The sequence below is a fragment of the Aquisalibacillus elongatus genome, from assembly GCF_003843875.1.
In the GTDB taxonomy this organism is placed as follows: domain Bacteria; phylum Bacillota; class Bacilli; order Bacillales; family Alkalibacillaceae; genus Aquisalibacillus; species Aquisalibacillus elongatus.
On record NZ_RKRF01000007.1, the window covers coordinates 585,844 to 611,375 of the forward strand.

Sequence of the window (25,532 nt, forward strand, 5' to 3'; positions counted from 1 at the left end):
CCTATTGGTTAATTAAAATATGGTCTTGAATAAATGACGTTCTTGTATGACCTTCTTTAAATGCTTCTGAAACTACGACATCTTTAAGTAATGGAATATTCGTTTTGATGCCTTCAACGTGATAGCCATCCAGTGCATCTTTCATTTTTTCAATCGCATCAAGTCGCGTATCCCCAGTTACAATTAACTTTGCAATCATTGGGTCGTAATAGGGTGTGACTTGATAGTTAGCTTTTACAGCTACATCATGCCTAATATGATCACCTTCTGGTAGTTTTAAATCGGTAATCGTACCAGGTGATGGGAAAAATGTTTTAGGGTCTTCAGCATAAATTCTAGCTTCTATTGAATGACCGTTGATCATTAAATCCTCTTGTTTAATTGAGAGCACTTTTCCATATGCGACGTTTAGTTGTTGTTCGACTAAATCTACTCCGGTGATCTTTTCAGTAACTGGGTGCTCAACTTGTAATCTTGTATTCATTTCTAGGAAGTAGAAGTTTTGGTCTTCATCAACTAAAAATTCAATTGTTCCAGCGTTTTTATAATCGATTGCTTTAGCTGCTTTAATCGCAGCGTCTGCCATTCTTTCTCTTGTTTCTTCTGTTAATAACGGTGATGGAGCCTCTTCGATTACTTTTTGATGCCGTCTTTGAACCGAACATTCACGGTCAAACAAATGAATAACATTTCCATGATGATCAGCTAAAAGCTGAATCTCAACGTGATGGGCATGTTCGATGACTTTCTCTATAAACATCGTCCCATTACCGAAAAATTGTTCAGCACGACGAGCATTACTTTCAAACGCTTTAGTTAATTCCTCATCACTATTAACGATTTGCATACCTATTCCACCACCGCCATGAGATGCTTTTAACATAACCGGATAGCCTATTTTGTTTGCATAATCAATGGCTTCTTCTGCATTAGCAATAGCGTCTTGCGTTCCAGGTATAATAGGTACACCGGCTTGATCCATTGTTTTTCTCGCGGTTAATTTACTTCCCATTTGCTCAATTGCATAAGGATCAGGACCAATAAACGTTATCCCTTCATCTTGAATGCGCTTTGAGAAATCGGTATTTTCACTGAGCAACCCATATCCAGGGTGAATGGCTTCTGCTTTAGTTTCTTTAGCAACTTCAATTACTTTATCTACATTTAAATAACTATCTGAAACTCTAGGTGGCCCAATTAAATGAGCTTCGTCAGCTTCATGAACGTGCGGAGAATCTTGGTCTGCCTCAGAATAAACGGCAATCGTCCGTATATTAAGGCGCTTGCATGTTTTAATAATACGCCTAGCGATTTCTCCTCTGTTGGCGATTAAAACTGATTTAAACATGAAATCTCTCCTTTATTAAACCAAGTCTTTAGATAACTCGATCAGCTTTAACTTTTGAACTTTACCGCTTGGGGTCATTGGAAATTCGTCGGTAAGTTCAATATGATCTGGAACTTGATTGTCTGACTTGTCTTCTAAGAAATTAACTAATTCTTGAGTGGACAATTCACTATTTATATCTTTTACAACCCATGCCACGAGTTTTTCACCTTCACTCGGTGTTGGAACACTCACGACTAAAGCCTGATCAACATCAGGATGTTCATTTAAAATAAATTCAATTTTGTGTAAATCTTGAGCTTCATGATTGCCTGACATCATATGACCTCCTTTACAACTTAGCAGCCGAATTGTCGTGCAATGACTAAGCGTTGTATTTCAGATGTACCTTCACCAATTTCAAGTAATTTAGCATCTCGTAAATAACGTTCCACTTCATATTCACGCATGTAACCGTAACCGCCATGAATTTGTATGGCTTCATTGGCATTACGAGTAGCTGTTTCACTTGCAAATAACTTCGCATAAGCGGCTTCTTTTGTGAAATTTTTACCTTGATCTTTTAACCAAGCGGCTTTTAAAACCATGTTTCTAGCTAATTCAACTTCCATCGCCATATCAGCTAATTTAAATTGAATCGCTTGGAAGTTCGAAATCGATTGGCCGAATTGTTTGCGTTCTTTTGCATATTCCAAAGCTTTATCCAATGATGCCTGGGCAATTCCAACTCCTAAGGCTGCAATTGAAATACGTCCACCATCTAAGGTATATAAAAATTGTTTAAAACCTTTTTCAGGGTCTCCTAATAAATTCTCTTTAGGTACCCGAACATCCTCTAAAACAATTTCAGCAGTATTAGATCCTCGTACTCCCATCTTGTCATAATTATCCGTAATCGTAATTCCAGGTGTATCTGTCGGAACAATGATTGCTGAGATAATGTTCTTACCACGGTCATCTTTACCAGTGACAGCTGTGACGATAATTTGTTTAGCATAAGATGCATTGGTAATAAAACATTTCTCACCATTAATTACATAATCTTCACCGTCAATCTTCGCTGTCGTTTTCGTACCGCCTGCATCAGAACCTGCATTAGGCTCTGTTAAACCAAAGGAACCTAAAGCTTCACCAGAAGCCAGTGGTTTTAAGAACTTTTCCTTTTGCTCATCAGTACCAAAATAATAGATTGGACTTGAACCTAATGAAACGGCTGCTGCATAACTAAGACCTGTACTGCCACAAACGCGAGCAATTTCTTCAGCAGCTAAGGCATACGATACAGTATCGCCACCCGAGCCACCGACTTCCTCAGGAAAAGGAATTCCGAGTAAGCCAAGCTCACCCATTTCTTTAAAAAGATCTTCCGGAAACTTTGCATTGACGTCAATATCAATCGCTCTTGGTGCTATTTTTTCAGTTGCAAAATCACGCACCATTTTCCTAATCATTTCTTGTTCTTTCGTTAATTCAAAGTTCAATTTGACATCCCCCTTATATGATAGACCGACTAGTTGGTCTGTTTAACACCAAATGAAAACGCTTTTATAAAAGCGATAAAATAAAATCTAAATACGTAAATTTAGATCATTGATATTCTTCTAGTGCTTCTGTTGTTAATAATCCTCTAAAGATGATGTCTATGTACGTTGATGCAATTTGATCGATCGTTTTTGGTCCGTCTTTTTTATACCATTGATAGGTCCAGTTCACCATTCCTAAAATTGACATGCTTGTTATCGTCGTTGGTAGTTCTTGTCGTATTTCACCACACTGTTGCCCTTCTTCGATGACTTCTTTTAGTATTTCTTCGTAGCGATCGCGTTTTTGTTTAATAAGCTCATTATATTCTTGCTTTAAGTACTTATATTCTTGGTTAAATACAATAATGTGTTCATTATACAAATCATAAACTCTCACTAAAGCTCTTAACATTTCCTCTAGCTGAAACATCGGACGGTCATATCGTTTTTTGGCTTGATTCGCTTCATTTAAGACATACAAGATAAACGTATCATGAATGACATACAGTAACTCATCCTTAGACTTAAAGTGATGATAAAACCCACCTTTAGACGTTTCACATTGCTGAACGATATCATTCACCGACACACCGTGATAGCCATTAGAAGAAAAAAGTTCTAACGAGTTCTTTATAATTTTGTCCCGTAATTCCGACATAACCCCCTCCTTTTGACTTCATCTTATCACAATTTTGTAAAATATCAAATTATTATAGGAGCATATGAACCTTATGTGAAGTTGAATATTCTAGCCATATGTTTCATTAAAATGTGCCTATATCTTTCTTTAAATCTTTAAGAAAGTTAGTTAAATTAGATTGATTAATCCAATTTCTACCCCACACATCATCATTATTAATCATCGTTCCAACTAGCCAAATTCTTCTGGCAGTAACAAACAATGGCAGACTTTTCATATCTTCTTCTGACAGACTTCTTTGAGACCTGTAACCCTTTAAGAACGCCTTCCAACAATCCTCTTCTAATTGAGGATAATTACTTTTCAAATTCCACCAAAACACGGCTATATCATAAGCCCGATAACCATACCCGCAACAATCAAAATCAAATACCTCTAAGTCCCGATTACTTAAATGCATGTTAAAATTGTGAAAATCACCATGACAAATACCATAATCAAGATTTCTATTTTTTAATTCATTTATAATGTTTGTAGTCGTATGTTCTAAAAATTGTACTTGTTCTTCTCCAAAAATATTATGAATTATAGGTGATATAACTGATAGTGGCTCATTTAATAGATGATCAAAGTTCAAGCTAAAACTTCTATCATTATCATGTTTGAAAGTATCAGAACAGTTATGTAGTAACCCTAATGATTTACCCATTAACAGACAATCTTCTTCGTTTATTTCTGGTCTTTGACCTTTAGCATATGTAAATAATACCCCATACCTTATTCCTTCTGGTGCATCAATATTAATTAGCCAAGCATCATCTTTGGTCTTGATTGGAGTAGCAACATGTTGACCATATTCTTTAAGATGGCATAGAAAACCAAGTTCGAACAATATATCATTTTCTGTTCTCCAATTATGACGGTAGATTCGAAATATATAATTATCTCTTCTCGTTGTTATTAAGTAACTGTCATTTAATCCTCTGGTGAGAAATTCACAGTTATTAATTTTAGGTAGATCATAGTAATTCATTAACTCCATTATTGAGCTATCTTTAATTAACGAGTGTTTTGTTTTTATCTCCAATTTAATTCACCTTTTTCATACTTCTTTAAAAAAGTTTGATACGCGCATCTGTGTTGTCATTTTAAAAATCATTTTCATTACCCACAATATTTTTTAATAATTATTTATTATTTCTTTGGCAAATGCCTTCGCTTCCTCTTGAATATCATTTTCATCAACGAAGTATAGGATTTTGTAGTTTATATCTTCAAAGTCTATAAGCATAATAACTGTCTCTGATTCTCTTTCAATATGTTGAAATTGAACTTTATGGCCTTCAATTTCTATAGTTTCAGCAGATTCTAGATTAGTTTGCGTGCCATTAACATTTACTATAATTGCTGTGGGATCCTTATATAATTCACCATAAATAATTTCTTTGCGTGGATTATTCTCTTCCCAAGATCTTATAAAATCTTCATCTACTTTTTCATCAAGTGAAATATTATATTGAACAACAGCATTCCATGGATCACCATTTACAACTTCATCATCTTCAATAACTGGAGTATATTCTACATTTACATTAGCAATCGGATATTCTACCTCAGGTAAATATGGTGTAATACCTAATTCTTCATTTATTTTTTTACTAATTTCTGAGTTCCCGTTTGCCTCTTGACCACAACCCACTAACAAACAGAACGCAGCAAGAAATAAATATTTTTTCAAAAAATCTCCTCCTCAAAATGAGTCAGAATATTTGCAATTACAGTTATTTTAACATAAAAGAAAGGAAATTATGTTTCTTTACAGTAGGAGTTTATACAACAAAAAATAACTACTAAATTGATGTTCAATCTAGTAGTTATTTTAAGTTAAATATTTAACATTTGCGCTATTTGTTTAATCATCATTTTGCTCAAAATACTTGAAATACTTTGCTTCAACTTGTGTTGACACCACTGTTCCTTCATCATCTGTATCAATGACAAACGAACCGTTACTATATCGGTCCCCTTCTCGGTATTCGAGTGGTAAGACTTGTTTGATTGTTCCTTTTTCAGTTTCTAAGATGATCGTCGTATCGTCGTGGACGATATGGAAGCCAACAATTCGGTGCGGATTACGCTTCAGTTCTCGGAGCATGACCAATCCTCGTTTGGCACGGGTGGATTGGTCAAATTCGGAAATGTTCATGCGTTTACAAGCTCCTCTTTGTGTGGCGACAAATAAGGACGGATTTTGTAAGTCATCGAACACTTCACCGTTAACGACATATTCGCCTTCTTTTAAATTCATCGATTTTACACCAGCTGTTTTTACTCCGACTGCGTTTAAGTCACTTTCATGGAACCAAAGACCATTACCAGTATTAGAAGCTAAGAATATATCCTGATGACCATTGGTTAAATGGACATTAACGACTTCATCGTCATTTTTTAGCTTAATAGCCGTAATAGGTTTAGAGTAACGCTGCACCTGGTGTAGACTTAGTTCTGACTTTTTGATCATACCCTTTTTCGTGATGGATAATATATATTGTTCTTGCTTAAAATCTCTAATCGGCATCACTTTGATGATATGTTCATCACGTTCAATTGGAATGATATTGGCGATATGCTGTCCCATGTCTTTCCACTTAATATCCGGCAATTCGTGTACTGGGACATAAAGGTAATGACCTTTGTCTGTGAATAATAACAGCGTATCCGTCGTGTTGATCTCCATAAGCTGTAACAAGCGGTCCTCATCTTTCTTTTGAAGATCATCTACATTGGATGCATTGAACGAGCGTATACTAGTTCGTTTAATATAGCCATCTTTCGTAATTGAAACTATGACATCTTCTGATGGAACCATGACTTCTACATTAACTTTAAGCTCTTCAATCTCTGATTCAATTTTCGTTAAACGATTAGATTGATAGTTCTTTTTAACTTTCTTTAAATCTTTCACGATGACCTGCATTAAACGTTTTTCATCATTTAATATAGCGGCTAACTCTTCAATACGTTTCTTGAGTTCATCTGCTTCTTCTTGTAGTTCGGTAATGTCTGTATTCGTTAAGCGATAAAGTTGAAGCATAACAATTGCTTCTGCTTGTTTCTCGGTGAATTGATACTTTTGCTTTAGCTGTTCTTTCGCATCTTTCTTATCTTTCGATGCACGGATTGTTGCAATAACTTCATCTAAAATCGATATCGCATAAATCAGACCTTCTACGATGTGAGCGCGATCTCTTGCTTTATTTAAATCAAACTCAGTTTGTCTCTTAACGACTTCGCGTTGATGGACAATATATGAATCTAATAGCTCTGTTAGATTCATGACTTTAGGTGTTTTATTAGCAATCGCAACCATATTAAAGTTAAACGATATTTGTAAATCTGTATTTTTATATAAGTAATTTAAGATTCCTGTGCTATCGGCATCTTTTTTCAGTTCGATGACGATTCTTAAACCTGTGCGGTCTGTTTCGTCACGAACTTCTGAGATCCCTTCTATTTTACGGTCAATTCGAAGTTCATCAAATTTTTTAACCAGATTTGCCTTATTTACTTCAAAAGGTAATTCCGTTATAACAATCTGTTCCTTACCACCTTTTAAAGGTGTGATTTCTGTTAAACCACGAACAACAATTTTACCTTTACCCGTTTCATAAGCCTTTTTAATGCCGTCTTTTCCTTGGATAATACCGCCAGTTGGAAAATCTGGACCTGGTAATGTTTTCATGAGTTCGTCTACAGTAGCATCTGGTTTCTGAATCTTCTTAATGACAGTGTCAATGACCTCACCAAGATTATGCGGCGGAATTTCTGTAGCATAACCTGAAGAAATACCTGTCGAGCCATTCACTAGAAGGTTAGGAAACTTCGCCGGTAAGACGATTGGTTCGTAGTCTGTATCATCAAAGTTCGGAATAAAATCAACGGTATCTTTCTCAATATCACGCAGAAGTTCAGAAGCAATGCCTGATAACCGTGCTTCTGTATAACGCATAGCTGCAGGCGGATCCCCATCAATGCTTCCGTTGTTACCGTGCATTTCAACGAGCTCTTGACGTACTTTCCAAGTCTGGCTCAAACGTACTAAAGCTTCATAAACAGACGAATCACCATGTGGATGGTAATTCCCGATCACGGTACCGACTGTTTTAGCTGATTTACGAAACGGTTTATCATGTGTATTTCGCTCTTGGTGCATGGCGTACAAGATACGTCTTTGCACAGGTTTCAACCCGTCGCGAGCATCAGGCAGGGCACGATCTTGAATAATGTATTTACTGTAACGACCAAAACGATCGCCAATAACTTCTTCTAATGGTAAATCTAAATATTTCGCTTGTTCTGCCAACGTACTTCCTCCTAGCTATGCAATCTTTCGTTATCTAAAATGGAATCATCATCGTCCATACCAAACGCCACATTCGATTCGATCCATTTACGTCTTGGTTCAACTTTATCTCCCATTAGAGTTGTCACACGTCGCTCAGCTCTTGCCACGTCTTCAATCGTAACCCTAATAAGAGTTCGTGTTTCTGGATTCATCGTCGTCTCCCAAAGTTGATCAGCATTCATTTCACCTAGACCTTTGTAACGTTGAATGGTATAGCCGTTTTTATATTCTTTTAGAAGCTTTTGCATCTCATCTTCGTCCCAGGCATAATCTTCTTTCTTCTTCTTACCTTTTCCTTTTGAAACTTTAAATAAAGGCGGTAATGCTATATAAATCTTCCCTTGTTCAATTAAAGGCTTCATATAACGATAGAAGAACGTTAAAAGTAATACTTGAATATGTGCTCCGTCTGTATCTGCGTCTGTCATGATAATGACTTTATCATATTGTGAATCTTCAACATCAAAATCAGATCCGACTCCAGCATTGATTGTATGAATGATTGTTGCAATTTCTTCGTTTTTGAAAATATCATCAATTTTCGCTTTTTCTGTGTTAATTACTTTACCTCTTAACGGTAAGACAGCTTGGAAGCGACGATCACGACCTTGCTTTGCCGAACCTCCTGCAGAATCACCCTCAACTAAAAATAATTCGTTCTTTTTAGGGTTTTTAGATTGAGCTGGTGTTAATTTACCGCTTAATAGTGAGTCTCTTTTCTTACGTTTTTTACCGTTTCGTGCGTCTTCACGCGCTTTACGAGCAGCTTCCCTTGCATCTCTTGCTTTAACTGCCTTTTTAATAAGCATTTTAGAAACATCAGGGTTTTCCTCTAAGAAGTAAGCTAATTGCTCTGCTACAATACTTTCAACAACACTTCTTGCTTCGGGAGTCCCGAGCTTACTTTTTGTTTGACCCTCGAATTGTAACAATTGTTCAGGTATTCTTGTTGAAATGACAGCTGTAAATCCTTCTCGTATATCATTACCATCTAAGTTTTTATCTTTTTCTTTAAGTAATTGCATTTTACGGGCGTAATCGTTGAATGCTCTTGTGATCGCCGTTTTGGATCCTGATTCATGCGTTCCCCCGTCTTTAGTTCGAACGTTATTTACAAAAGATAAAATATTCTCACTGTAACCATCATTGTATTGAAATGCGAAATCAACTTCGATTTCCTTTTGTATGCCTTCAAATGATATAACTGGATGGAGACCGTCTTTTTCTTCGTTCAGATATTGAACGAACGACTCTAAACCATCTGGATATTTATAAGATTCTTCAACCTCCGTACGCTCATCTTTTAGAACAATTTCTATTCCTTTTAATAAGAATGCTGATTCGCGTAGTCGTTCAGATAATATATCAAACTGAAAATGTACTTGGTTAAAAATAGACGGGTCAGGCTTAAACCTAATCGTCGTACCGGATTTATTCGTATTACCTTTTTGTTCAAGACCCGTTACAGGTTTACCACCATTCTCAAATCGCTGTAAATGCTTTGTGCCATCGCGACATATGCTCACTTCTAGCCATTCTGATAGCGCATTTACAACAGAGGCACCAACTCCGTGTAATCCACCACTGGTTTTGTATCCCCCTTGGCCAAACTTACCGCCAGCATGCAAGACTGTAAATATGACTTCAGGTGTTGGTTTGCCTGTTTTATGTAGTCCAGTTGGCATACCTCTTCCAGAATCTTTAACGGTTATGGATTCATCTTTATGAATAATTACTTCTATTTTGTTTCCGAATCCTGCTAATGCTTCATCGACCGCGTTATCTACAACTTCGTAAACTAAATGATGTAAACCACGATGGTCCGTACTCCCGATATACATACCAGGTCGTTTTCTTACGGCATCTAATCCTTCTAGTACTTGTATTGAATCGTCATTATAAGCTTGATTTGATTGAGACAATCGTACGACCCCTTTCCTCATTCTCTTTATGACATCTGTAATAAAGATTCGCTATGAGATAATAAAATCCCTGTTTTCGAACAGAGATTTTATCCTTGATCTCGATTCCCTATTGTCACAGAATGCACGACTTTGATACATAAATCCATTATGACGGTAAAGTCGTGTTGTTTCAATAGTTCATAGGCATTTTCGTCCGATACACCTAATTGTGCCCAAAATACTTTAGCATCTGTTTCGATAGCATCTTTTGCCACTTCATATAAGTATTCAGACCTTCTGAAAACGTTAATTAAATCTATTTTCTCTTCTACATCTTGCAGACGATCATATGCTTTTTCACCTAGTACTTCATGAACATTAGGATTAACCGGAATGATACGGTAACCTTGTTCTTGCATGATTTTTGATATCTGATAACTCGTCCGCTCTGGATTGTCTGATAAGCCGACAACAGCAATAGTAGAGGTGGTCTTTAAAACTTGCTTTAATTCTTCGTTAGTAGGATTATTCATCATAAACCTCCTAAAGTTTAATATTATTTACTTTAAGAATAGCTTTTTTTGGATATTTTCTCAATCTAAAGGTTATTACTCATAACTTTTATTTTAAAATACCACTTCTTTCTTATATTAAGATTTGATAGAATATAATATGTTAATAAATAGTTACAGACAGTTATGGAGGAACATAAATGGAATATATCATTTATGCATTAATAGCTTATATATTTGGATCAATTCCATCAGCTTTAATAATCGGCAAACTCTTTTATCAAATAGACATTAGAGAACATGGCAGCGGAAATTTAGGTGGTACCAACACCTTTCGTGTTTTAGGTGTTAAAGCAGGACTAGTTGTGTCTATTAAGGACATTTTGAAAGGTACAATACCAGTTGTAATCGTCATCATGTTAGCACCTGAATTACAACCATTAATCGTAGGGGCTTTTGCTGTTATTGGTCATACTTACCCTTTATTCGCAAAATTTCGAGGTGGAAAAGCCGTGGCAACGTCAGGCGGAGTCTTATTAGGCGTTAGCCCACTGTTATTTTTCATTTTGGTCATATCATTTTTTGTTTTTCTTAAACTTTCTAAATATGTATCATTAGCATCAATGTTGACAGGCCTTGTTGCCTTTATCACAGCAATTATTATGCAAGATTTAGGATTAATCATTGTGACATTATTATTGGCTACTTTTGTGATTTACAGACACAGAACTAATATTAAGCGTATAAAGGATAAAACTGAACCAAAAATTAGCTGGATGTAATCAGGAGCCCCTTTTCACGGTGGCTCCTTTTAATTATTTAAAAACGTGGATATACACCTATTACCTTACATTATCACATACATCTACATTGAAAGGTGTCTAATATGAAGAAAAAATTATGGATAATCATTAGTTCAATCGTTGCTTTAAGCATCGTTTTAGTTTTTAATTATAACAATCATACAAATTCAGAATCTAAACCCGTCCAATTTAATTCAACGATCAACGTTGATCATTATAATGAGGTCAAAACATTTGAAACTTCCATTAAATTGAATGCAATTGGTGACCTTATCATTCATGAAGCGGTTTATCAGGATGCTGAAACGTCTACTGGTTATGACTTTGATCCAATGTTTCAAGATATTAAATATTACTTAAGAAACGCAGATATTACGATTGCAAATCAAGAAACGATTTTAGGAGGAGACGAATTAGATTTTTCGAGTTACCCTACCTTTAATACACCACAAGTTTTAGCCAATACGTTAAAAAACTCTGGTATTGATATACTCTCAATGGCCAATAACCATACACTTGACCGTGGTGAAGCAGGCGTTATGAGTGCCACACAATATTTAAATGAAATAGAACTAGACTATGTTGGAGCTTACCAAAGTGAGAATGACCGTAATAAGCATCGTGTTATCCATAGAAAAGGAATCGCGGTTGGTTTTCTGTCTTACACTTATGGAACAAACGGAGTTGCAGTGCCAGAAGGAAAAGATTATTTAGTAAATCTTATTGATGAAGATCAAATATTAAAGGATCTAGAAGAGTTAAAACCAAAAACCGATTTTATCGTCGTAAATATGCACTTCGGACAAGAATACCAATCACTGCCTTCTGAAGAACAGATTCATTTATCTGAATTACTAGCAAATAACGGAGCTGATGTCATACTGGGACACCACCCTCATATCTTGCAACCTGTTGATTGGATCTCTAAAGGTCAAGGTAAGGAGAGTTTCGTTGCTTATTCATTAGGTAATTTCTTATCTGCTCAAATTGACCGCGATCGATCAATCGGCGCGATTATGCAAATACAATTAACCAAAGAAATTGATGAGAATCAAGAAATTAATCTTGATGTCTCAGATGCTAAAATTATGCCGACTTACAATCAATATGAGAACTTTAAAAACTTTAAAATCACACCATTAGTCGAAGTGAGTGAACAACATTTAAGTGATGCAAAACACTGGTTTAAACAAAAGAAAGATCATATTCAATCATTTACTAAGCGTGTAGAAGTTGTTCCTTATTTAGAATAAGTTCAAAAAATTGATATCGGTCAAATGATTAATTATACTTAATTTGTATGGATATGTATGTTGCTCTTACTTGAAAGGAGTCTTAGATATGAACGAAACACAGTCGAAGAAATCATTACCTAGCAAAAACGAACGGCATAAATTATTTGGTTCTGTAGAGCCTGGTCCTAGAACTAAACCGCAGGAAAAAAGTAAAATGCCTGATTTACAAAATACAAAAAAAGACTTTTTATTTGAACTTGATGCTGTTGGTATTTCAAATGTAAAACATCCAATTGTGGTACCAAGTTCTATTAAACCACAAAACCAAACAACGATTGGTCATTTTTACTTTGCAAGTTCTATTTCCCAAGAATCCAAAGGAACGAATATGAGTCGTTTCACACAACAATTACAGGCTTATTATAAAAAAGGGTTTAAAGTAAACATTCCAACTATGAAGGAATTTACAAAGGAATTACAAGAACGTTTGAAACAGAAAGATGCTGAATTAACGGTTGAGTTTCCATGGTTCTTTGAACGTGAGGCACCTTATACAACAGAAGCAGGCATGAATCATGCTGATGCCTGGATGAAAGTTATGTATCATTGTGAAGATGGCTACGATGTTAAAGTCGGTTTAAATGCAAAAATTACGACGTTATGTCCTTGTTCTAAAGAGATTAGCGAATATAGTGCGCACAATCAGCGTGGTAATGTCATGATTGAAGTGACATTAGACCCTAGTTTCAATGATGAAGAAATAGATTGGAAAGCATTATTAATTGAAGCGGCAGAATCTAATGCTAGCGCTCGTATTCATCCTGTTCTAAAAAGACCTGATGAAAAAATGGTAACAGAACAAGCGTACGAAAACCCTCGTTTCGTAGAGGATATGGTTAGATTAGTTTCGAGTGACCTGTATGAAATGGACATGGTTCAAAAATTCCATGTAAAATGTATCAACGAAGAATCCATCCACCTACATGATGCCATTGCATCTATTACTTATGATAAACGTAAGGAACAGTGATTCTCTTGAAGTATCTATTTATTTATCTGATTAAAGGTTATCAGAAATTTATATCACCACTAAAGGGGCCATCTTGTCGGTTTTACCCTACATGCTCTGCCTATGGCCTTGAAGCCTTCCAGAGATTCGGCTTTTTTAAAGGGTTTTATTTAATAGTTAAAAGAATACTGAAATGCCACCCATTTCATCCAGGTGGTGTTGATCCTGTTCCTGAGAAAAAACAATCAACAAAACACTAAGGCAACCCGAATGTTTGGGTTGCCTTTTACTTGAAGCGATTTAATTGGTGTAATTTGTTTTCAGATTTTAATATATCCTCTTGAAATGACCCTATTAAATCAAAATGAGGATACCGATCATCACGGTGAATCCATTTAGGGTTTAAACCATACTTTTTTCCCCACTTAATTAGTTTATCTAAATCACTACAGCCTACTTTTGTAACAGTTTTCATACTAGGAAAGCGATCATCTAGCCAATAATGAGTGATAAAAGCAATCTCACCATTCCTTACCTGCTGTTTCCATTCTTTTAGTTCCTCTCTTTTTAATCCAAATGCCATACACTATTCCCCCATTGCGTTCATATAGGCTTCATGCCAATCTGGGAAATGTTTCTTTATGGAAATCGGTTTAAACGTTTCTTTTTTTACACAGACATGTGTGGAGTGACCAGTAACAGCAAGTGTGCCATCTTCTGTATAAACTTCATAACCATAAACCACTCTAAAACCATCATAGTAATCAATCCATGTTTTAACTTTCGCTGTTTGCCCGTATCTAACAGGCTTTTTATATTTAGCTTGAATATCAACTACTGGCGAAACAACTCCTGCACTCTCCATTGACGCATAACTAAATCCTAGTTGTTCAATTAACTGAGTTCGTCCGATTTCAAACCAGACAAGATAATTCGCGTGATAAACTACTCCCATTTGATCCGTTTCTTGATATCTTACTTTAACGTCTGCTTCATTGACTAGCATGATGTCGAATCTCCCTTACTTTTAGTTTGTTACTATTTTAACATAGTTTTATGAGACCTAATAAAATAAAAAAGCTGGCATAATGCCAGCTCAACTTTAGTGATCATGTGCTTCATCACTAGCTTCTTCTTTTAATCCTTTAATGGACTGCCTTCTTCGTTCATTTTTAGCTTCAATAGCTTGTTTTTGTTCATCTGAAGCAGTTTCCATAGATTCCTCTGCTTCTTCCATATTTTCAATTGTATTTTGAATATTGTCCTGAATCTTTTCGACGTTATCTGAACGATCGTCCGGCTTCGGTTGTTTGTGATTTGCCAATTTATTCAACTCCTTCACATTTTGTCTTAGTTTGTGAAGGATTGCACGTCCTATGCATGTTTTTCTGAGTTTTTAATAACCGATAAGCGTTCATCTAATTTATCATAGATTTTTTCCATTTCATCAGGGTTTTTCATGATCTTTTCTTTTTCACTCTCAATTAATGACTGAAATGTAACATAATCCTTTTTACGCAACATAATCGTCTCCTTTTTGTCAATAGTCTGACCATTATGTTGGTAAAATATACATCAATCGAGCTCGTTCATTTTCTCAACCATTTCATCGTATTCCATAGGCCCTGTTTTTGGCGGAATTTGAATTTCACCTTCTGAGTTAATGAAATACGTCATTGGAAGTCCCATCATATTATATTTAGCTGCTACTTCACTCGTTTCGTCGAATAAAACAGGAAACGTTAACCCATACTCATTCACAAAATTAACAGCATTCTTTTTATTAGATTCTGACGTATTAACAGCTAAAATGACAACTTCATCACTGTATTCTTCATATAACTTTTGCATATCTGGCATTTCGTCTTTACAAGGGTCGCACCAAGAAGCCCAGAAGTTCATAAACACTTTTTTTCCCCGAAAATCTGCTAATTGAACCGTTTCACCTTCAATATTTTTCAACTGAAAATTAGGGGCTGTATCGCCTACATCTGTTCCACCTTGTTCAATGTCCTGTCCTTCTGGATGAACAAAAATCATTTCGCCTTGATTATCATAAGTCTCTTCTTCCTCCGTAACGACATTATATACGATAATACCAAGCAAGGTTATAATCAGCCCAATTGCTAACCACTGTTTAACCCTCAATGTCTTCTCTCCTTCCATTCTTGGTACTTTCTTTAATTCATCTCCTACTTATCTTATCAAAAAATTTTTTTGTATGATGACTTATATTTGAAAACTTTGTTAATGTGTAACCTTATTTTGGAATAAAAGTGTTTGTTGTAGACAGACTATCATTTAGTATGACTTAAGGAGGTTAATGAGATGAAAAAGAAACCTCAAGATCACCAACCAACCAAAAAACAGCAACAACTTGAGGATTTTAAAGTCAATCATGAAGGGAAAGATTTAACAACAGATCAAGGCACAAAGGTATCAAATACTTCCGAGTCCCTTAAAGCTGGACAGCGCGGTCCGACAATCATGGAAGATTTTCACTTTCGTGAAAAAGTAACCCATTTTGACCATGAACGAATCCCTGAGAGAGTTGTTCATGCAAGAGGATTTGGAGCGCACGGTTATTTTCAGGTATATGAACCTCTAACAGATATCACAAGAGCTAAATTTTTACAGGATCCTAATGTAAAAACTCCTGTATTTGTCAGATTTTCAACAGTTGTAGGCTCTCGTGGTTCTGCCGATACAGTTCGAGATGTACGTGGATTTGCAACTAAATTTTATACTGAAGAAGGAAACTTTGATCTAGTTGGAAACAACATGCCTATTTTCTTTATACAAGATGCCATAAAGTTCCCAGATCTAGTACATGCGATTAAACCAGAACCTGATAACGAAATCCCTCAGGCTTCTGCAGCGCATGATACGTTTTGGGATTGGGTGGTTAACAACCAAGAGACGACCCATATGATTATGTGGCTATTATCAGATCGAGGTATTCCGAGAAGTTTTAGAATGATGGAAGGTTTCGGTGTTCATACTTTCCGATTGGTTAATGAACAAGGTAAAGCTCGGTTTGTTAAATTTCATTGGAAGCCTAAATTAGGCGTACATTCATTAACATGGGATGAAGCACAAAAAATCGCAGGTAAAGACCCTGATTTTAACCGCAAAGACTTGTGGGATGCGATTAATAATGGTGAATATCCTGAGTTTGAATTAGGTCTTCAAATTATTGAAGAAGAACAAGAATTTGATTTCGACTTTGATATTTTAGATGCAACAAAAATTTGGCCAGAAGAACAAGTTCCAGTCAAAATAGTCGGGAAAATGACCTTAAATAAAAATCAAGATAATTTCTTTGCTGAAACTGAACAAGCAGCTTTCCACATGGGAAATGTTGTTCCGGGAATTGATTTTACAAATGACCCTTTACTACAAGGACGTCTATTCTCGTATTTAGATACACAACTTTTAAGACTTGGTGGTCCGAACTTCCACGAGATCCCAATTAACCGCCCAATTATACAGTATTATAATAATCAACGTGACGGTTTTCACCGCATGACGATTGACCAAGGTAAAGTCGCTTATTTTCCAAATTCAATTAGACAGAATTATCCTATGCCGCAACCAGGTAAAGATGGCGGATACGAACACTATCAGGAGAAGGTTGAAGGCAGAAAAGTTAGAACGCGAAGTGAAAGTTTTAATGATCACTTTAGTCAAGCTCGTTTGTTTTGGAATAGCATGTCACCTGCAGAGAAAAAGCACATTATAAAGGCTTTCCACTTTGAAGTAGGTAATGTTATGGATAAAAAAATTAGACAAAAGGTTGTAGATTTGTTTAACCAAGTTGATGGTAACCTAGCGAGAGAAATTGCAAAAGGCATAGGTGTAGAGCCACCTACGAAAAAGAACACGATGAGTATTACAGCGACGTCACCTGCTTTAAGTCAAGAAAATACAGTAAAAACACCTCAAACAAGGAAAGTTGCAATTCTTATAGACGAAGGGTTTAATTACAATGAATTTAGACAAGTGATTGTAGGCTTTCAAAAGAATGGGGTTCACTCTGAAGTCATTAGTAAAACATTAAGTCCTGTAAACAGTGAGGAAGGCGATCAAATAGAACCTCAAAAAAGCTATGCGAACAGCCATTCAGTTATATATGATGGGATTTATATTCCAGGTGGTCAGCATGTCGAAAACCTAATAGGCCATAAAGAAGCAAAGGATTTTGTTAATGACGCATTCGCACACGCCAAACCGATTGGAGCCACGAATCAAGCTTTAGATTTATTAACAAATACATTAGTTCAAAACATAGCATATACAAATGATCATAATGGTCAAGTGTACTCCAACTTAGGAGTTGTAACTGTCAATGACTCACAAGATTTAACTGAGTTTAACTCAGCATTTATTGAAGCGATCGCGCAACATCGTCATTGGATGCGTGAAAGTCACGATAAAAAGCAAGCCTAAAAAAAGCACATCGCTACAAGAGCGATGTGCTTTAATTTTATTTTAAGCGTTTTGAAGTTTGTTACGAAGTACCATTTGAAGGATACCGCCGTGACGATAGTAATCAACTTCTACATCACTATCAAAACGAGCAACAACTTCAAATTCTGTTATATTTCCTTCTTCATCTGTTGCTGTCACTTTAACAAGGTCATGTGGCTTAACATCTTCTGTAACCTCTACATCAAATGTTTCTTTACCTGTTAGACCTAATGATTCAATGCTATCACCGTCTTGGAATTGTAATGGTAATACACCCATCATAACAAGGTTAGAGCGGTGAATACGCTCGAAGCTTTCTGCAATTACTGTCTTAATGCCTAATAAGTCAGTACCTTTCGCAGCCCAGTCACGGGAGCTTCCCATTCCATAGTCTTTTCCAGCAATAACACATAAGCCTGTGCCATCTTCTTTGTATTTCATCGCTGCATCATAAATAGGCATAACATCGCCAGTTGGCCAGTAAGTTGTGTAGCCACCTTCTTTGCCGCCAGCGATTTCATTACGAATACGGATGTTTCCGAACGTACCGCGCATCATAACTTCATGGTTACCACGACGAGAACCGTATGAGTTAAAGTTACGTGGAGAAACGTCTTTATCCATGAGGTAACGACCTGCTGGCATGTCTTTCGGAATAGCGCCTGCTGGTGAGATGTGGTCAGTCGTTACAGAGTCACCAAACTTACCAATAACACGCATAGCATTAAGTGGTGAAACCTCTTTTGGATCTTTAGACATTTCTTCAAAGAATGGTGGGTTTTGAATATAAGTTGATTCCTCATCCCACTCATAAAGTGGCTCATCAGTAGTTTGAATAGCGTTCCACTTTTCGTTAGAGTTGAATACTTCTTCATACTCTTTACGGAAGATCTCCGGTGTTACAACTTTAGAAATTTCAGATTTAATTTCCTCAGATGAAGGCCAGATATCTTTGAAGAAAACATCGTTTCCATCATGGTCCTGACCGATTGGATCATTAAGAAGGTCAATGTCTACTGTACCCGCTAGTGCATAAGCAACCACTAGTGGTGGTGAAGCTAAATAGTTTGCACGTACTAATGGATGGATACGACCTTCAAAGTTACGGTTACCTGAAAGAACAGATGCAACCGTTAAATCAGATTCAGCAATTGTCTCTTCAATTTCAGGTAGTAATGGACCAGAGTTACCGATACAAGTTGTACAACCATAACCAACTAAGTTAAAACCTAATTGATTTAGATATTCCATTAAACCAGAATTCTCTAAGTAGTTTGTTACAACTTTAGACCCTGGTGCTAGAGATGTTTTGACATAGTCAGGAACATCTAAACCTTTTTCAACAGCATTTTTAGCTAATAAGCCCGCACCTAGCATAACGTGAGGGTTAGAAGTGTTTGTACAAGATGTGATCGCTGCAATTGCAAGCGCTCCTGTTTTCATCGTCACTTCAGAACCATCGTTAAACTTAACAACAGCTTCTTTATCCTTCTCGTCTTCATCTAGACCGAAACCTTGGTTTCCAGCTGGTGCTGTTAATGCTTTGTTGAATGAATCTTTCATTTCAGATAAAGCGATTAAATCTTGTGGACGTTTAGGTCCTGATAAGTTCGGTTCTAACTCTGAAAGATCAATTTCAACTAAGTCAGTGAATTCAGGATCTTCTTGATCTGGTGTATAGAATAATTCATTCTTTTGTAAATATTCTTTTACAAGTTGAACTTGCTCTTCACTACGACCAGTTAAACGCATGTAATTTAATGATTCTTCATCAACTGGGAAGAAACCACAAGTTGCACCATACTCAGGTGCCATGTTAGAAATTGTTGCACGGTCAGCTAATGGCATTTCAGATAAGCCAGGACCGAAGAATTCAACAAATTTACCAACAACTTTCTTCTCACGTAACACTTGAGTTACTTTAAGTGCTAAGTCAGTAGCTGTTGTTCCTTCTGGGAAGCTTCCTTTTAATTTAACACCGACAACTTCTGGTGTTGGGAAATATGATGGTTGGCCAAGCATTCCTGCTTCAGCTTCAATACCACCTACACCCCAGCCAAGGACACCTAGACCATTAATCATAGTTGTATGAGAGTCTGTACCGACAAGTGTGTCAGGGAACGCATCATACGTACCATCTTCTTGTTCTTGTTCATGTACAACATTTGCAATGTACTCTAAGTTAACTTGGTGTACAATACCAGTTGCTGGTGGAACAGCACGGTAGTTATCAAAAGCTTTTTGAGCCCAATGTAGGAACTCATAACGCTCATTGTTTCGTTCAAATTCAATTTCCATGTTTGCTTTTAACGCATTTGGTGTACCATATTGGTCGACCTGTACAGAGTGGTCGATAACTAGATCAACTGGTACCTCCGGGTTAATTTGATCAGGACTTCCTCCCATATCAACCATTGCTTTTCTTAGAGAAGCTAGGTCAACTACTGCTGGAACTCCTGTGAAGTCTTGTAAAATGACACGAGATGGTTTGAAAGGTACGTCGACTGACACCCCTTTACCCCACTTCGCTAATTTTTCGATGTGTTCATCCTTAATGACATGGCCATCATGTTGACGTAAAACCGACTCTAATAGCACACGAATAGAAAAAGGTAAGCGAGATATCTTGCCTAAACCTTGTTCTTCAAGTGCTTTTAGATGGTAATAGTTATACGTCTTACCATTAAGCTCAAATTGCTTCTTGGCATTAAAGGCACTATTTGCTGTCACGATATTACCCCCTTAATGAAGATATGTAGTTTAATAGATGATTCGTTCAAACACATGAATCACTCTTTTTCCGCACTTCTACATTTTATATGAATTTAATATAGAAGTAAAACATTTGAGCCAAAATTTTAAGCTTAAAATTCATGAAAACCCTTACATTGAGAGTGTTTTGGTAAGCTCCTCCAAATGCTGTAATACAACTTTTGAGTCATGTGGCGAAATAGTTCTAAAATCTAGAATAACTTTTTCATGTTCAATTCTAGTAATCATAGGAGGGTTCATTTGTCTAAGAACTTTATGAATCTTTTCTGCTGAATGTTTGTGATGCATAATAGAAATACCGTAAGATTCTAGTTGGACTTCAGGTAAAGTTCCTCCTCCTACTTGCGATAATAACTCTTCTCCCTTTAACACTAAACTAGATTCATTAGAATTAATTGTATGAAGGACTTCATTAACTTGTTGTAAGATTTCTTCTTTAGTTTTCACAATATCTCGAATCGTAGGATTGTCGACCGTTACTCGATTATAGAAATACGTTTTAAAAGTTTCCTCTAATGCAGCATAACTAAGTTTATCGACGCGCAATACTCTAGCTAGTTGGTGTTTTTTTAGTTGATCAATATATTTTTTCTTACCGGCAATAACACCTACTTGAGGGCCTCCCAATAATTTATCCCCACTAAAAGAAACTAAATCAATCCCGGAAGAAATGACATCTTGAATAGTTGGCTCACTACCAATTCCCCATGACGTTAAATCATATAACATCCCACTACCTAAATCCTCATACACCATTAATTGATGCTCTTTACCTAAAGTCACAAGTTCTTCTCTAGAAACTTGTTTGGTAAAACCAAGCATGTGAAAATTACTCGTATGAACTTTCATCAACATAGCAGTCTGATCATTAATCGCTTGTTCGTAATCATAAGGGTGTGTTTTATTAGTAGTTCCAATTTCTTTCAGAATAGCTCCGCTTTCTTCCATTATGGACGAAACTCGAAAACTACCGCCTATCTCTACTAGTTCACCCCTAGAGACAATCGTTTCTTTACTTTTAGCAAAAGCTGAAAGTACCATATAAACGCTGGCTGCATTATTGTTTACGACAATAGCTGATTCAGCTCCTGTAAGTTCTTTAATATAATCCTCTACTAAGTCATGCCTTGAGCCTCTTGTCCCCTTTTCGTGGTCATATTCTAATGTCGAATAGTTTTCAGCCACTTCAAGGACTTTTTTTACGGCTGATTCAGGTAACCTTGCACGCCCTAAGTTGGTGTGTAAAACCGTTCCTGTGGCATTTATGACCGGTCTAATATTAGGTGATTGAAACTGTTGAATTGATAAAACGCTTTGATTAACAATATAATTTGTTAATTCATCTCGATTTTGAAAAGATATCTTTTGAAGTTGTATCTCTTGTCTAATTGATTCTAATACTGATTGTATATGTTCTTTAACAACGTCAGAAATTAGTTGATGATTATCCATGTAACTCTGAATACTTGGATGATTTAAAAGCTCATGGACAGGTGGAATTTTACGCAACATTTGATTCATTAATGGTCCAACCTTTTTTCTTTTTATTATACCAAAGGTTCTACTGAATAGAAAAAGCATGCGAATTAACGCATGCTTTCATCTATTTCTTTCAATTGCTCAATTAGTTCTTCATTGTCTGGGAATACGCCAGTATCTAATTTAGAATATACTTTTTCGTCATTCACGATCACTTCAAAAGCCCCTCCAGATGAAGGTGTTAACTTCATTTCTGTGATGTTATGACGAAATTCAGATAAAAGTTCTTCTGCGAGACTCGCAGCTTTTGGTGCGTAGTTTCACATCATGCAAAATTCAATCGATACTTTGTAACTCATATGTATACCCCCTCTATCTTTAGTAATAGATTATTATAAATGTTAAACTTTTTCAACAATGATGGTTTCTAGTATAATGATTATATTAAATATTGGGGGTGAATTCATGAACAGAGATCAAGAAGAAATTATTCGACTAACTTCTTTATCCTCCAAAGCTGGATGAGGCTGCAAACTCGCCCCGAGCGAATTGACTCAAGTTTTGAGTCAAGTTAAAACACATGAACACGATCCAAATGTTATGTATAGCCAAAACAGTTCAGATGACGCAGGTGTTTATCAAATAACCGATGAAATTGCACTTGTTCAATCTGTTGATTATTTCACGCCTATTGTTGATGACCCGTATACATTTGGTCAAATTGCCGCTGCCAATGCTTTAAGTGATTTGTATGCCATGGGGGCAGACGTGAAAACAGCATTAAATATTGTTGGATTTTCAGTCGAAAAATATGGATCAGACATTCTTGCAAGAATATTACAAGGTGCTGAAGATAAAGTTTATGAAGCGGGTGGTTCTATAATTGGAGGCCACTCTATCGACGATGACGAACCTAAATTTGGACTATCAGTAACGGGGGTTGCTCATCCCGATCGTATTTATCGAAATAATGGAGCTAAAGCAGGTGATGTCTTAGTTCTAACGAAACCGATTGGAACAGGAATCATAACAACAGCTATTAAGAAAGGGTTAGCAAGTAATTCTGAGCAACAAGAAGTGATTAATTGGATGTCCAAGTTAAATCGTAAAGCATCTGAGTTACTTAAACCTTATGATGTTCATGCGTGTACCGACGTTACTGGATTTGGACTATTAGGTCATGCTTATGAGATTGCAAACGGTAGCAATGTCTCAATAGAAATCACAAACTCATCCGTTCCTGTTATTAACGGAACTAAGCGCCTAGCTGAAAAAGGCGCAATTCCTGGTGGATCTAAAAGTAATTTAAAATGGTTAAAATCATTTACCCAGTTCGATAATAAAATCGATGAAATTGATCGATATATTTTAGGTGATGCCATCACATCAGGTGGTTTGCTAATATCGTTAAGTGAAGAAGATGCTAAAGCATATGTTTCTGAAGCGAATCAAAACGATATCGAAGCTTCTATAATAGGTCGTGTTTTTGAGGAAAGTAAAACCAAAATCTATATTCAATAATTAAAGGTTGCCAATCACAAAGTTGGCAACCTTTATTTGATCCAAACTCTTCTTTGTTCTTCGCGTTTGGTCATATGCATTTGGTCTAACATTTCTAAAAATGGTATTAAATATTTTCGTGAGACTCCTAACAGATCTTTGGCCTCTTTTAAATCAAAAATTTCGCTTGTTTGGTCCCTTAGTTGATTCGTAGCTTGATAAAACACATTTGTTTCAATTACCATTTGTTCTGTTAATGGAATAACTAAACGTTGTTGTATAAAGTATAGTTTAATGTCTTCTTGTAATTTCTTTTGATCCACGTGAGTATCTAAGTAATCTTTAAAATTTTTAACCTTAAGTTCATCTTCACTAAGACCTTTTAAAATATTATTAATTAATTGCTGATTGGATTCAGTGATGGTGATTTTAAATTCAGGTAAAAGAATGTAAGTGTCTTCTTGCAAAAACACACCTTGCTCAATGAGCTCATCTATTAAAATTTTATTTTCTGGATTGGGTAGATCAATAGATGATAAAAGTGCTGATTTATCTATCCCTTTAAGAAGTGGGTGTTCTTCATGAAATGAATTGACGATTTTGATTAGGTCTTCTTTCAAATCTTTAACAAATCGCTTTAAGAATAAATGACCTTTAAGATCAACTATATCATCGTTTAAGGTTTGAATGCGTGAATTGAGTTGCTCTTCTAATTTCCGAATGGTTATTCCAGGGTGTTGTGCCACTTTATCTGTTAAAAATTCCTCCGCACTAAATGACGCTTTATGTCTTAATTGTTCTACCGTTTCTACGCCATGTCGATGTTTAATGGCATGTGGTTCAATTATACGTCCGCCTCCAATCATTTCAATTGGTGTGGCCCGGCGCAAGATAAATCGCTGATCTTTAAGGACAAAAACGTCGTTATCCAACAGAATTTGTGCATATACAGTCTTGGAATCGGACGTTAATGAATTACGATCGAAAAAAACAATTTTCCCAAAAACTTCGCTCGTTCCAGTGTGAAACTTGATAGGGGCTCTTTGTTTAATTTCTGATTTTAAAAGGGAACTTATATTTAGCTCAATATCAATTCGATTCGTCGCTTTTGCGTGTCGGTTTTTAGTAAGAACCGTCCCCCTCTTAAGATCTCCTACGCTCACATTTTTAAGCGCAAAAGCAGCGCGTTGACCTGCAAATACTTCATCAACTGAGCTGTTAAAATGCTGGAGACTTTTAATTTGGGTTTTAATAGATTGGGGCATAAGATAGACGTCATCGTTTACCGAAACTTGTCCCTCCATCACAGTGCCTCGTGCGATCGTTCCAATACCATGCTTATGAAAACTCTGGTCAAATGGCACAAATAGATGGTAATTTGAGTGGTTATGCTCAACCAATTCTAACTGACGAATCATTTGTTGCTTTAAAAAATCGATACCCTTACCAGAAATGGAATCGACTTCTAAAACAGGAGTCTGATAAAAGACAGTATGTTTTACGGTTTGATTTATATCTTCTTTAACTAAATCTAATAATTCGCGATCAACGAGGTCTGTCTTCGTTAAGACAATCAAATGATTCGTGATATTTAAATGAGTTAAAATATCAATATGTTCTAATGTTTGTGGCATGATACCTTCATCAGCAGCAATCACAAGGACTGTAAGATCGATAGCCGATACCCCTGCGATCATTTGTTTAATAAACTTCTCATGACCTGGAACATCGATAATTGATACACTCATGTGTTCATCTTGAAATAGTGGCGCATACCCTAGTTCAATCGAAATTCGACGTTCTTTCTCTTCTTTCAAACGATCAGTATCGACGTTGGTTAGTGCTTTTACTAACTCCGTTTTACCATGGTCGATATGACCGGCCATTCCAATCGTATAATGCTGCTTATTCATGACGTTACACCAACCAGTT

At 36.2% G+C, this 25,532-nt stretch carries 23 protein-coding genes and 1 pseudogene; 6 read left to right on the forward strand and 18 right to left on the reverse strand.

Annotated features, from left to right (window positions below):
- Position 1 precedes the first annotated feature (1 nt).
- From EDC24_RS03715 to EDC24_RS03755, 9 genes are all read right to left on the reverse strand, one after another.
- Entirely contained in the window at positions 2-1,348 is a 1,347-nt protein-coding gene (locus EDC24_RS03715; RefSeq protein WP_124219842.1) for an acetyl-CoA carboxylase biotin carboxylase subunit, read from the reverse strand.
- A gap of 15 nt (positions 1,349-1,363) precedes the next feature.
- On the reverse strand, positions 1,364-1,666 hold the full coding sequence (locus tag EDC24_RS03720; RefSeq protein WP_170158456.1) for an AMP-binding enzyme: 303 nt from the start codon (positions 1,664-1,666) through the stop codon (positions 1,364-1,366).
- Between the two features lie 20 nt (positions 1,667-1,686).
- Positions 1,687-2,829 (reverse strand): acyl-CoA dehydrogenase, encoded by a 1,143-nt coding sequence (locus tag EDC24_RS03725; protein ID WP_124219845.1) that lies wholly within the window; start codon positions 2,827-2,829, stop codon positions 1,687-1,689.
- Positions 2,830-2,935: 106 nt separating this feature from the next.
- On the reverse strand, positions 2,936-3,529 hold the full coding sequence (locus EDC24_RS03730; protein WP_124219846.1) for a TetR/AcrR family transcriptional regulator: 594 nt from the start codon (positions 3,527-3,529) through the stop codon (positions 2,936-2,938).
- A 106-nt stretch (positions 3,530-3,635) separates the two neighbouring features.
- Positions 3,636-4,598: a phosphotransferase enzyme family protein gene (locus EDC24_RS03735; RefSeq protein ID WP_124219848.1), complete on the reverse strand. Its 963-nt coding sequence runs from the start codon at positions 4,596-4,598 to the stop codon at positions 3,636-3,638.
- Positions 4,599-4,691: 93 nt separating this feature from the next.
- A complete protein-coding gene (locus tag EDC24_RS03740) occupies positions 4,692-5,249 on the reverse strand; it encodes a hypothetical protein (RefSeq protein WP_124219850.1) in 558 nt (185 codons plus the stop codon).
- A 174-nt stretch (positions 5,250-5,423) separates the two neighbouring features.
- Positions 5,424-7,874, reverse strand: a complete 2,451-nt coding sequence (parC, locus tag EDC24_RS03745) for a DNA topoisomerase IV subunit A (RefSeq protein WP_124219851.1) — start codon at positions 7,872-7,874, stop codon at positions 5,424-5,426.
- An 11-nt stretch (positions 7,875-7,885) separates the two neighbouring features.
- Positions 7,886-9,859 carry a DNA topoisomerase IV subunit B gene (gene parE / locus EDC24_RS03750; RefSeq protein ID WP_124219853.1) on the reverse strand — a complete coding sequence of 658 codons (1,974 nt, stop codon included), beginning with the start codon at positions 9,857-9,859 and terminating at the stop codon, positions 7,886-7,888.
- A 68-nt stretch (positions 9,860-9,927) separates the two neighbouring features.
- Positions 9,928-10,356, reverse strand: a complete 429-nt coding sequence (locus EDC24_RS03755) for a CoA-binding protein (protein ID WP_245997958.1) — start codon at positions 10,354-10,356, stop codon at positions 9,928-9,930.
- 176 nt (positions 10,357-10,532) lie between these two features.
- Between EDC24_RS03755 and plsY the strand changes: the two genes are divergently transcribed.
- The 4 genes from plsY (at position 10,533) to yidD (ending at position 13,639) form a co-directional block, all read left to right on the forward strand.
- The gene (gene plsY / locus EDC24_RS03760) at positions 10,533-11,114 is read left to right on the forward strand and encodes a glycerol-3-phosphate 1-O-acyltransferase PlsY (RefSeq protein ID WP_124219856.1); all 582 of its coding nucleotides are present in this window, start codon (positions 10,533-10,535) and stop codon (positions 11,112-11,114) included.
- A gap of 104 nt (positions 11,115-11,218) precedes the next feature.
- Positions 11,219-12,388 (forward strand): CapA family protein, encoded by a 1,170-nt coding sequence (locus EDC24_RS03765; protein WP_124219858.1) that lies wholly within the window; start codon positions 11,219-11,221, stop codon positions 12,386-12,388.
- A gap of 88 nt (positions 12,389-12,476) precedes the next feature.
- The gene (gene folE2 / locus EDC24_RS03770) at positions 12,477-13,400 is read left to right on the forward strand and encodes a GTP cyclohydrolase FolE2 (protein WP_124219860.1); all 924 of its coding nucleotides are present in this window, start codon (positions 12,477-12,479) and stop codon (positions 13,398-13,400) included.
- A gap of 5 nt (positions 13,401-13,405) precedes the next feature.
- The gene (yidD, locus tag EDC24_RS03775) at positions 13,406-13,639 is read left to right on the forward strand and encodes a membrane protein insertion efficiency factor YidD (protein ID WP_124219861.1); all 234 of its coding nucleotides are present in this window, start codon (positions 13,406-13,408) and stop codon (positions 13,637-13,639) included.
- A gap of 26 nt (positions 13,640-13,665) precedes the next feature.
- Here the strand turns inward: yidD and EDC24_RS03780 are convergent, their stop codons facing one another.
- The 5 genes from EDC24_RS03780 to EDC24_RS03800 all read right to left on the reverse strand — a co-directional run bounded on the left by EDC24_RS03780 (position 13,666) and on the right by EDC24_RS03800 (position 15,527).
- A complete protein-coding gene (locus EDC24_RS03780; protein WP_124219863.1) occupies positions 13,666-13,962 on the reverse strand; it encodes a hypothetical protein in 297 nt (98 codons plus the stop codon).
- A gap of 3 nt (positions 13,963-13,965) precedes the next feature.
- Complete coding sequence (locus EDC24_RS03785) at positions 13,966-14,385, reverse strand: acyl-CoA thioesterase (RefSeq protein ID WP_124219864.1); 420 nt, start codon at positions 14,383-14,385, stop codon at positions 13,966-13,968.
- Between the two features lie 96 nt (positions 14,386-14,481).
- A complete protein-coding gene (gene tlp, locus EDC24_RS03790; protein WP_124219866.1) occupies positions 14,482-14,703 on the reverse strand; it encodes a small acid-soluble spore protein Tlp in 222 nt (73 codons plus the stop codon).
- Positions 14,704-14,753: 50 nt separating this feature from the next.
- Entirely contained in the window at positions 14,754-14,903 is a 150-nt protein-coding gene (locus EDC24_RS03795; RefSeq protein WP_124219867.1) for an FbpB family small basic protein, read from the reverse strand.
- Positions 14,904-14,954: 51 nt separating this feature from the next.
- Positions 14,955-15,527: a TlpA disulfide reductase family protein gene (locus tag EDC24_RS03800; protein WP_245997960.1), complete on the reverse strand. Its 573-nt coding sequence runs from the start codon at positions 15,525-15,527 to the stop codon at positions 14,955-14,957.
- A 180-nt stretch (positions 15,528-15,707) separates the two neighbouring features.
- On the opposite strand from EDC24_RS03800, the gene EDC24_RS03805 reads away from it, so the two are divergent.
- Entirely contained in the window at positions 15,708-17,828 is a 2,121-nt protein-coding gene (locus tag EDC24_RS03805; RefSeq protein ID WP_124219871.1) for a catalase, read from the forward strand.
- Between the two features lie 42 nt (positions 17,829-17,870).
- Here the strand turns inward: EDC24_RS03805 and acnA are convergent, their stop codons facing one another.
- The 3 genes and pseudogenes from acnA to EDC24_RS15110 all read right to left on the reverse strand — a co-directional run.
- A complete protein-coding gene (acnA, locus tag EDC24_RS03810; RefSeq protein ID WP_124219873.1) occupies positions 17,871-20,579 on the reverse strand; it encodes an aconitate hydratase AcnA in 2,709 nt (902 codons plus the stop codon).
- A gap of 153 nt (positions 20,580-20,732) precedes the next feature.
- A complete protein-coding gene (gene selA, locus EDC24_RS03815; protein WP_124219875.1) occupies positions 20,733-22,142 on the reverse strand; it encodes an L-seryl-tRNA(Sec) selenium transferase in 1,410 nt (469 codons plus the stop codon).
- 65 nt (positions 22,143-22,207) lie between these two features.
- Positions 22,208-22,408: pseudogene (locus tag EDC24_RS15110) on the reverse strand (Rdx family protein); the annotation flags it as partial.
- Between the two features lie 157 nt (positions 22,409-22,565).
- On the opposite strand from EDC24_RS15110, the gene selD reads away from it, so the two are divergent.
- Entirely contained in the window at positions 22,566-23,621 is a 1,056-nt protein-coding gene (gene selD, locus EDC24_RS03825) for a selenide, water dikinase SelD (protein WP_124219878.1), read from the forward strand.
- 32 nt (positions 23,622-23,653) lie between these two features.
- On the opposite strand, the gene selB is transcribed toward selD, so the two are convergent.
- A complete protein-coding gene (gene selB, locus EDC24_RS03830) occupies positions 23,654-25,513 on the reverse strand; it encodes a selenocysteine-specific translation elongation factor (RefSeq protein ID WP_124219880.1) in 1,860 nt (619 codons plus the stop codon).
- Positions 25,514-25,532: the final 19 nt, after the last annotated feature.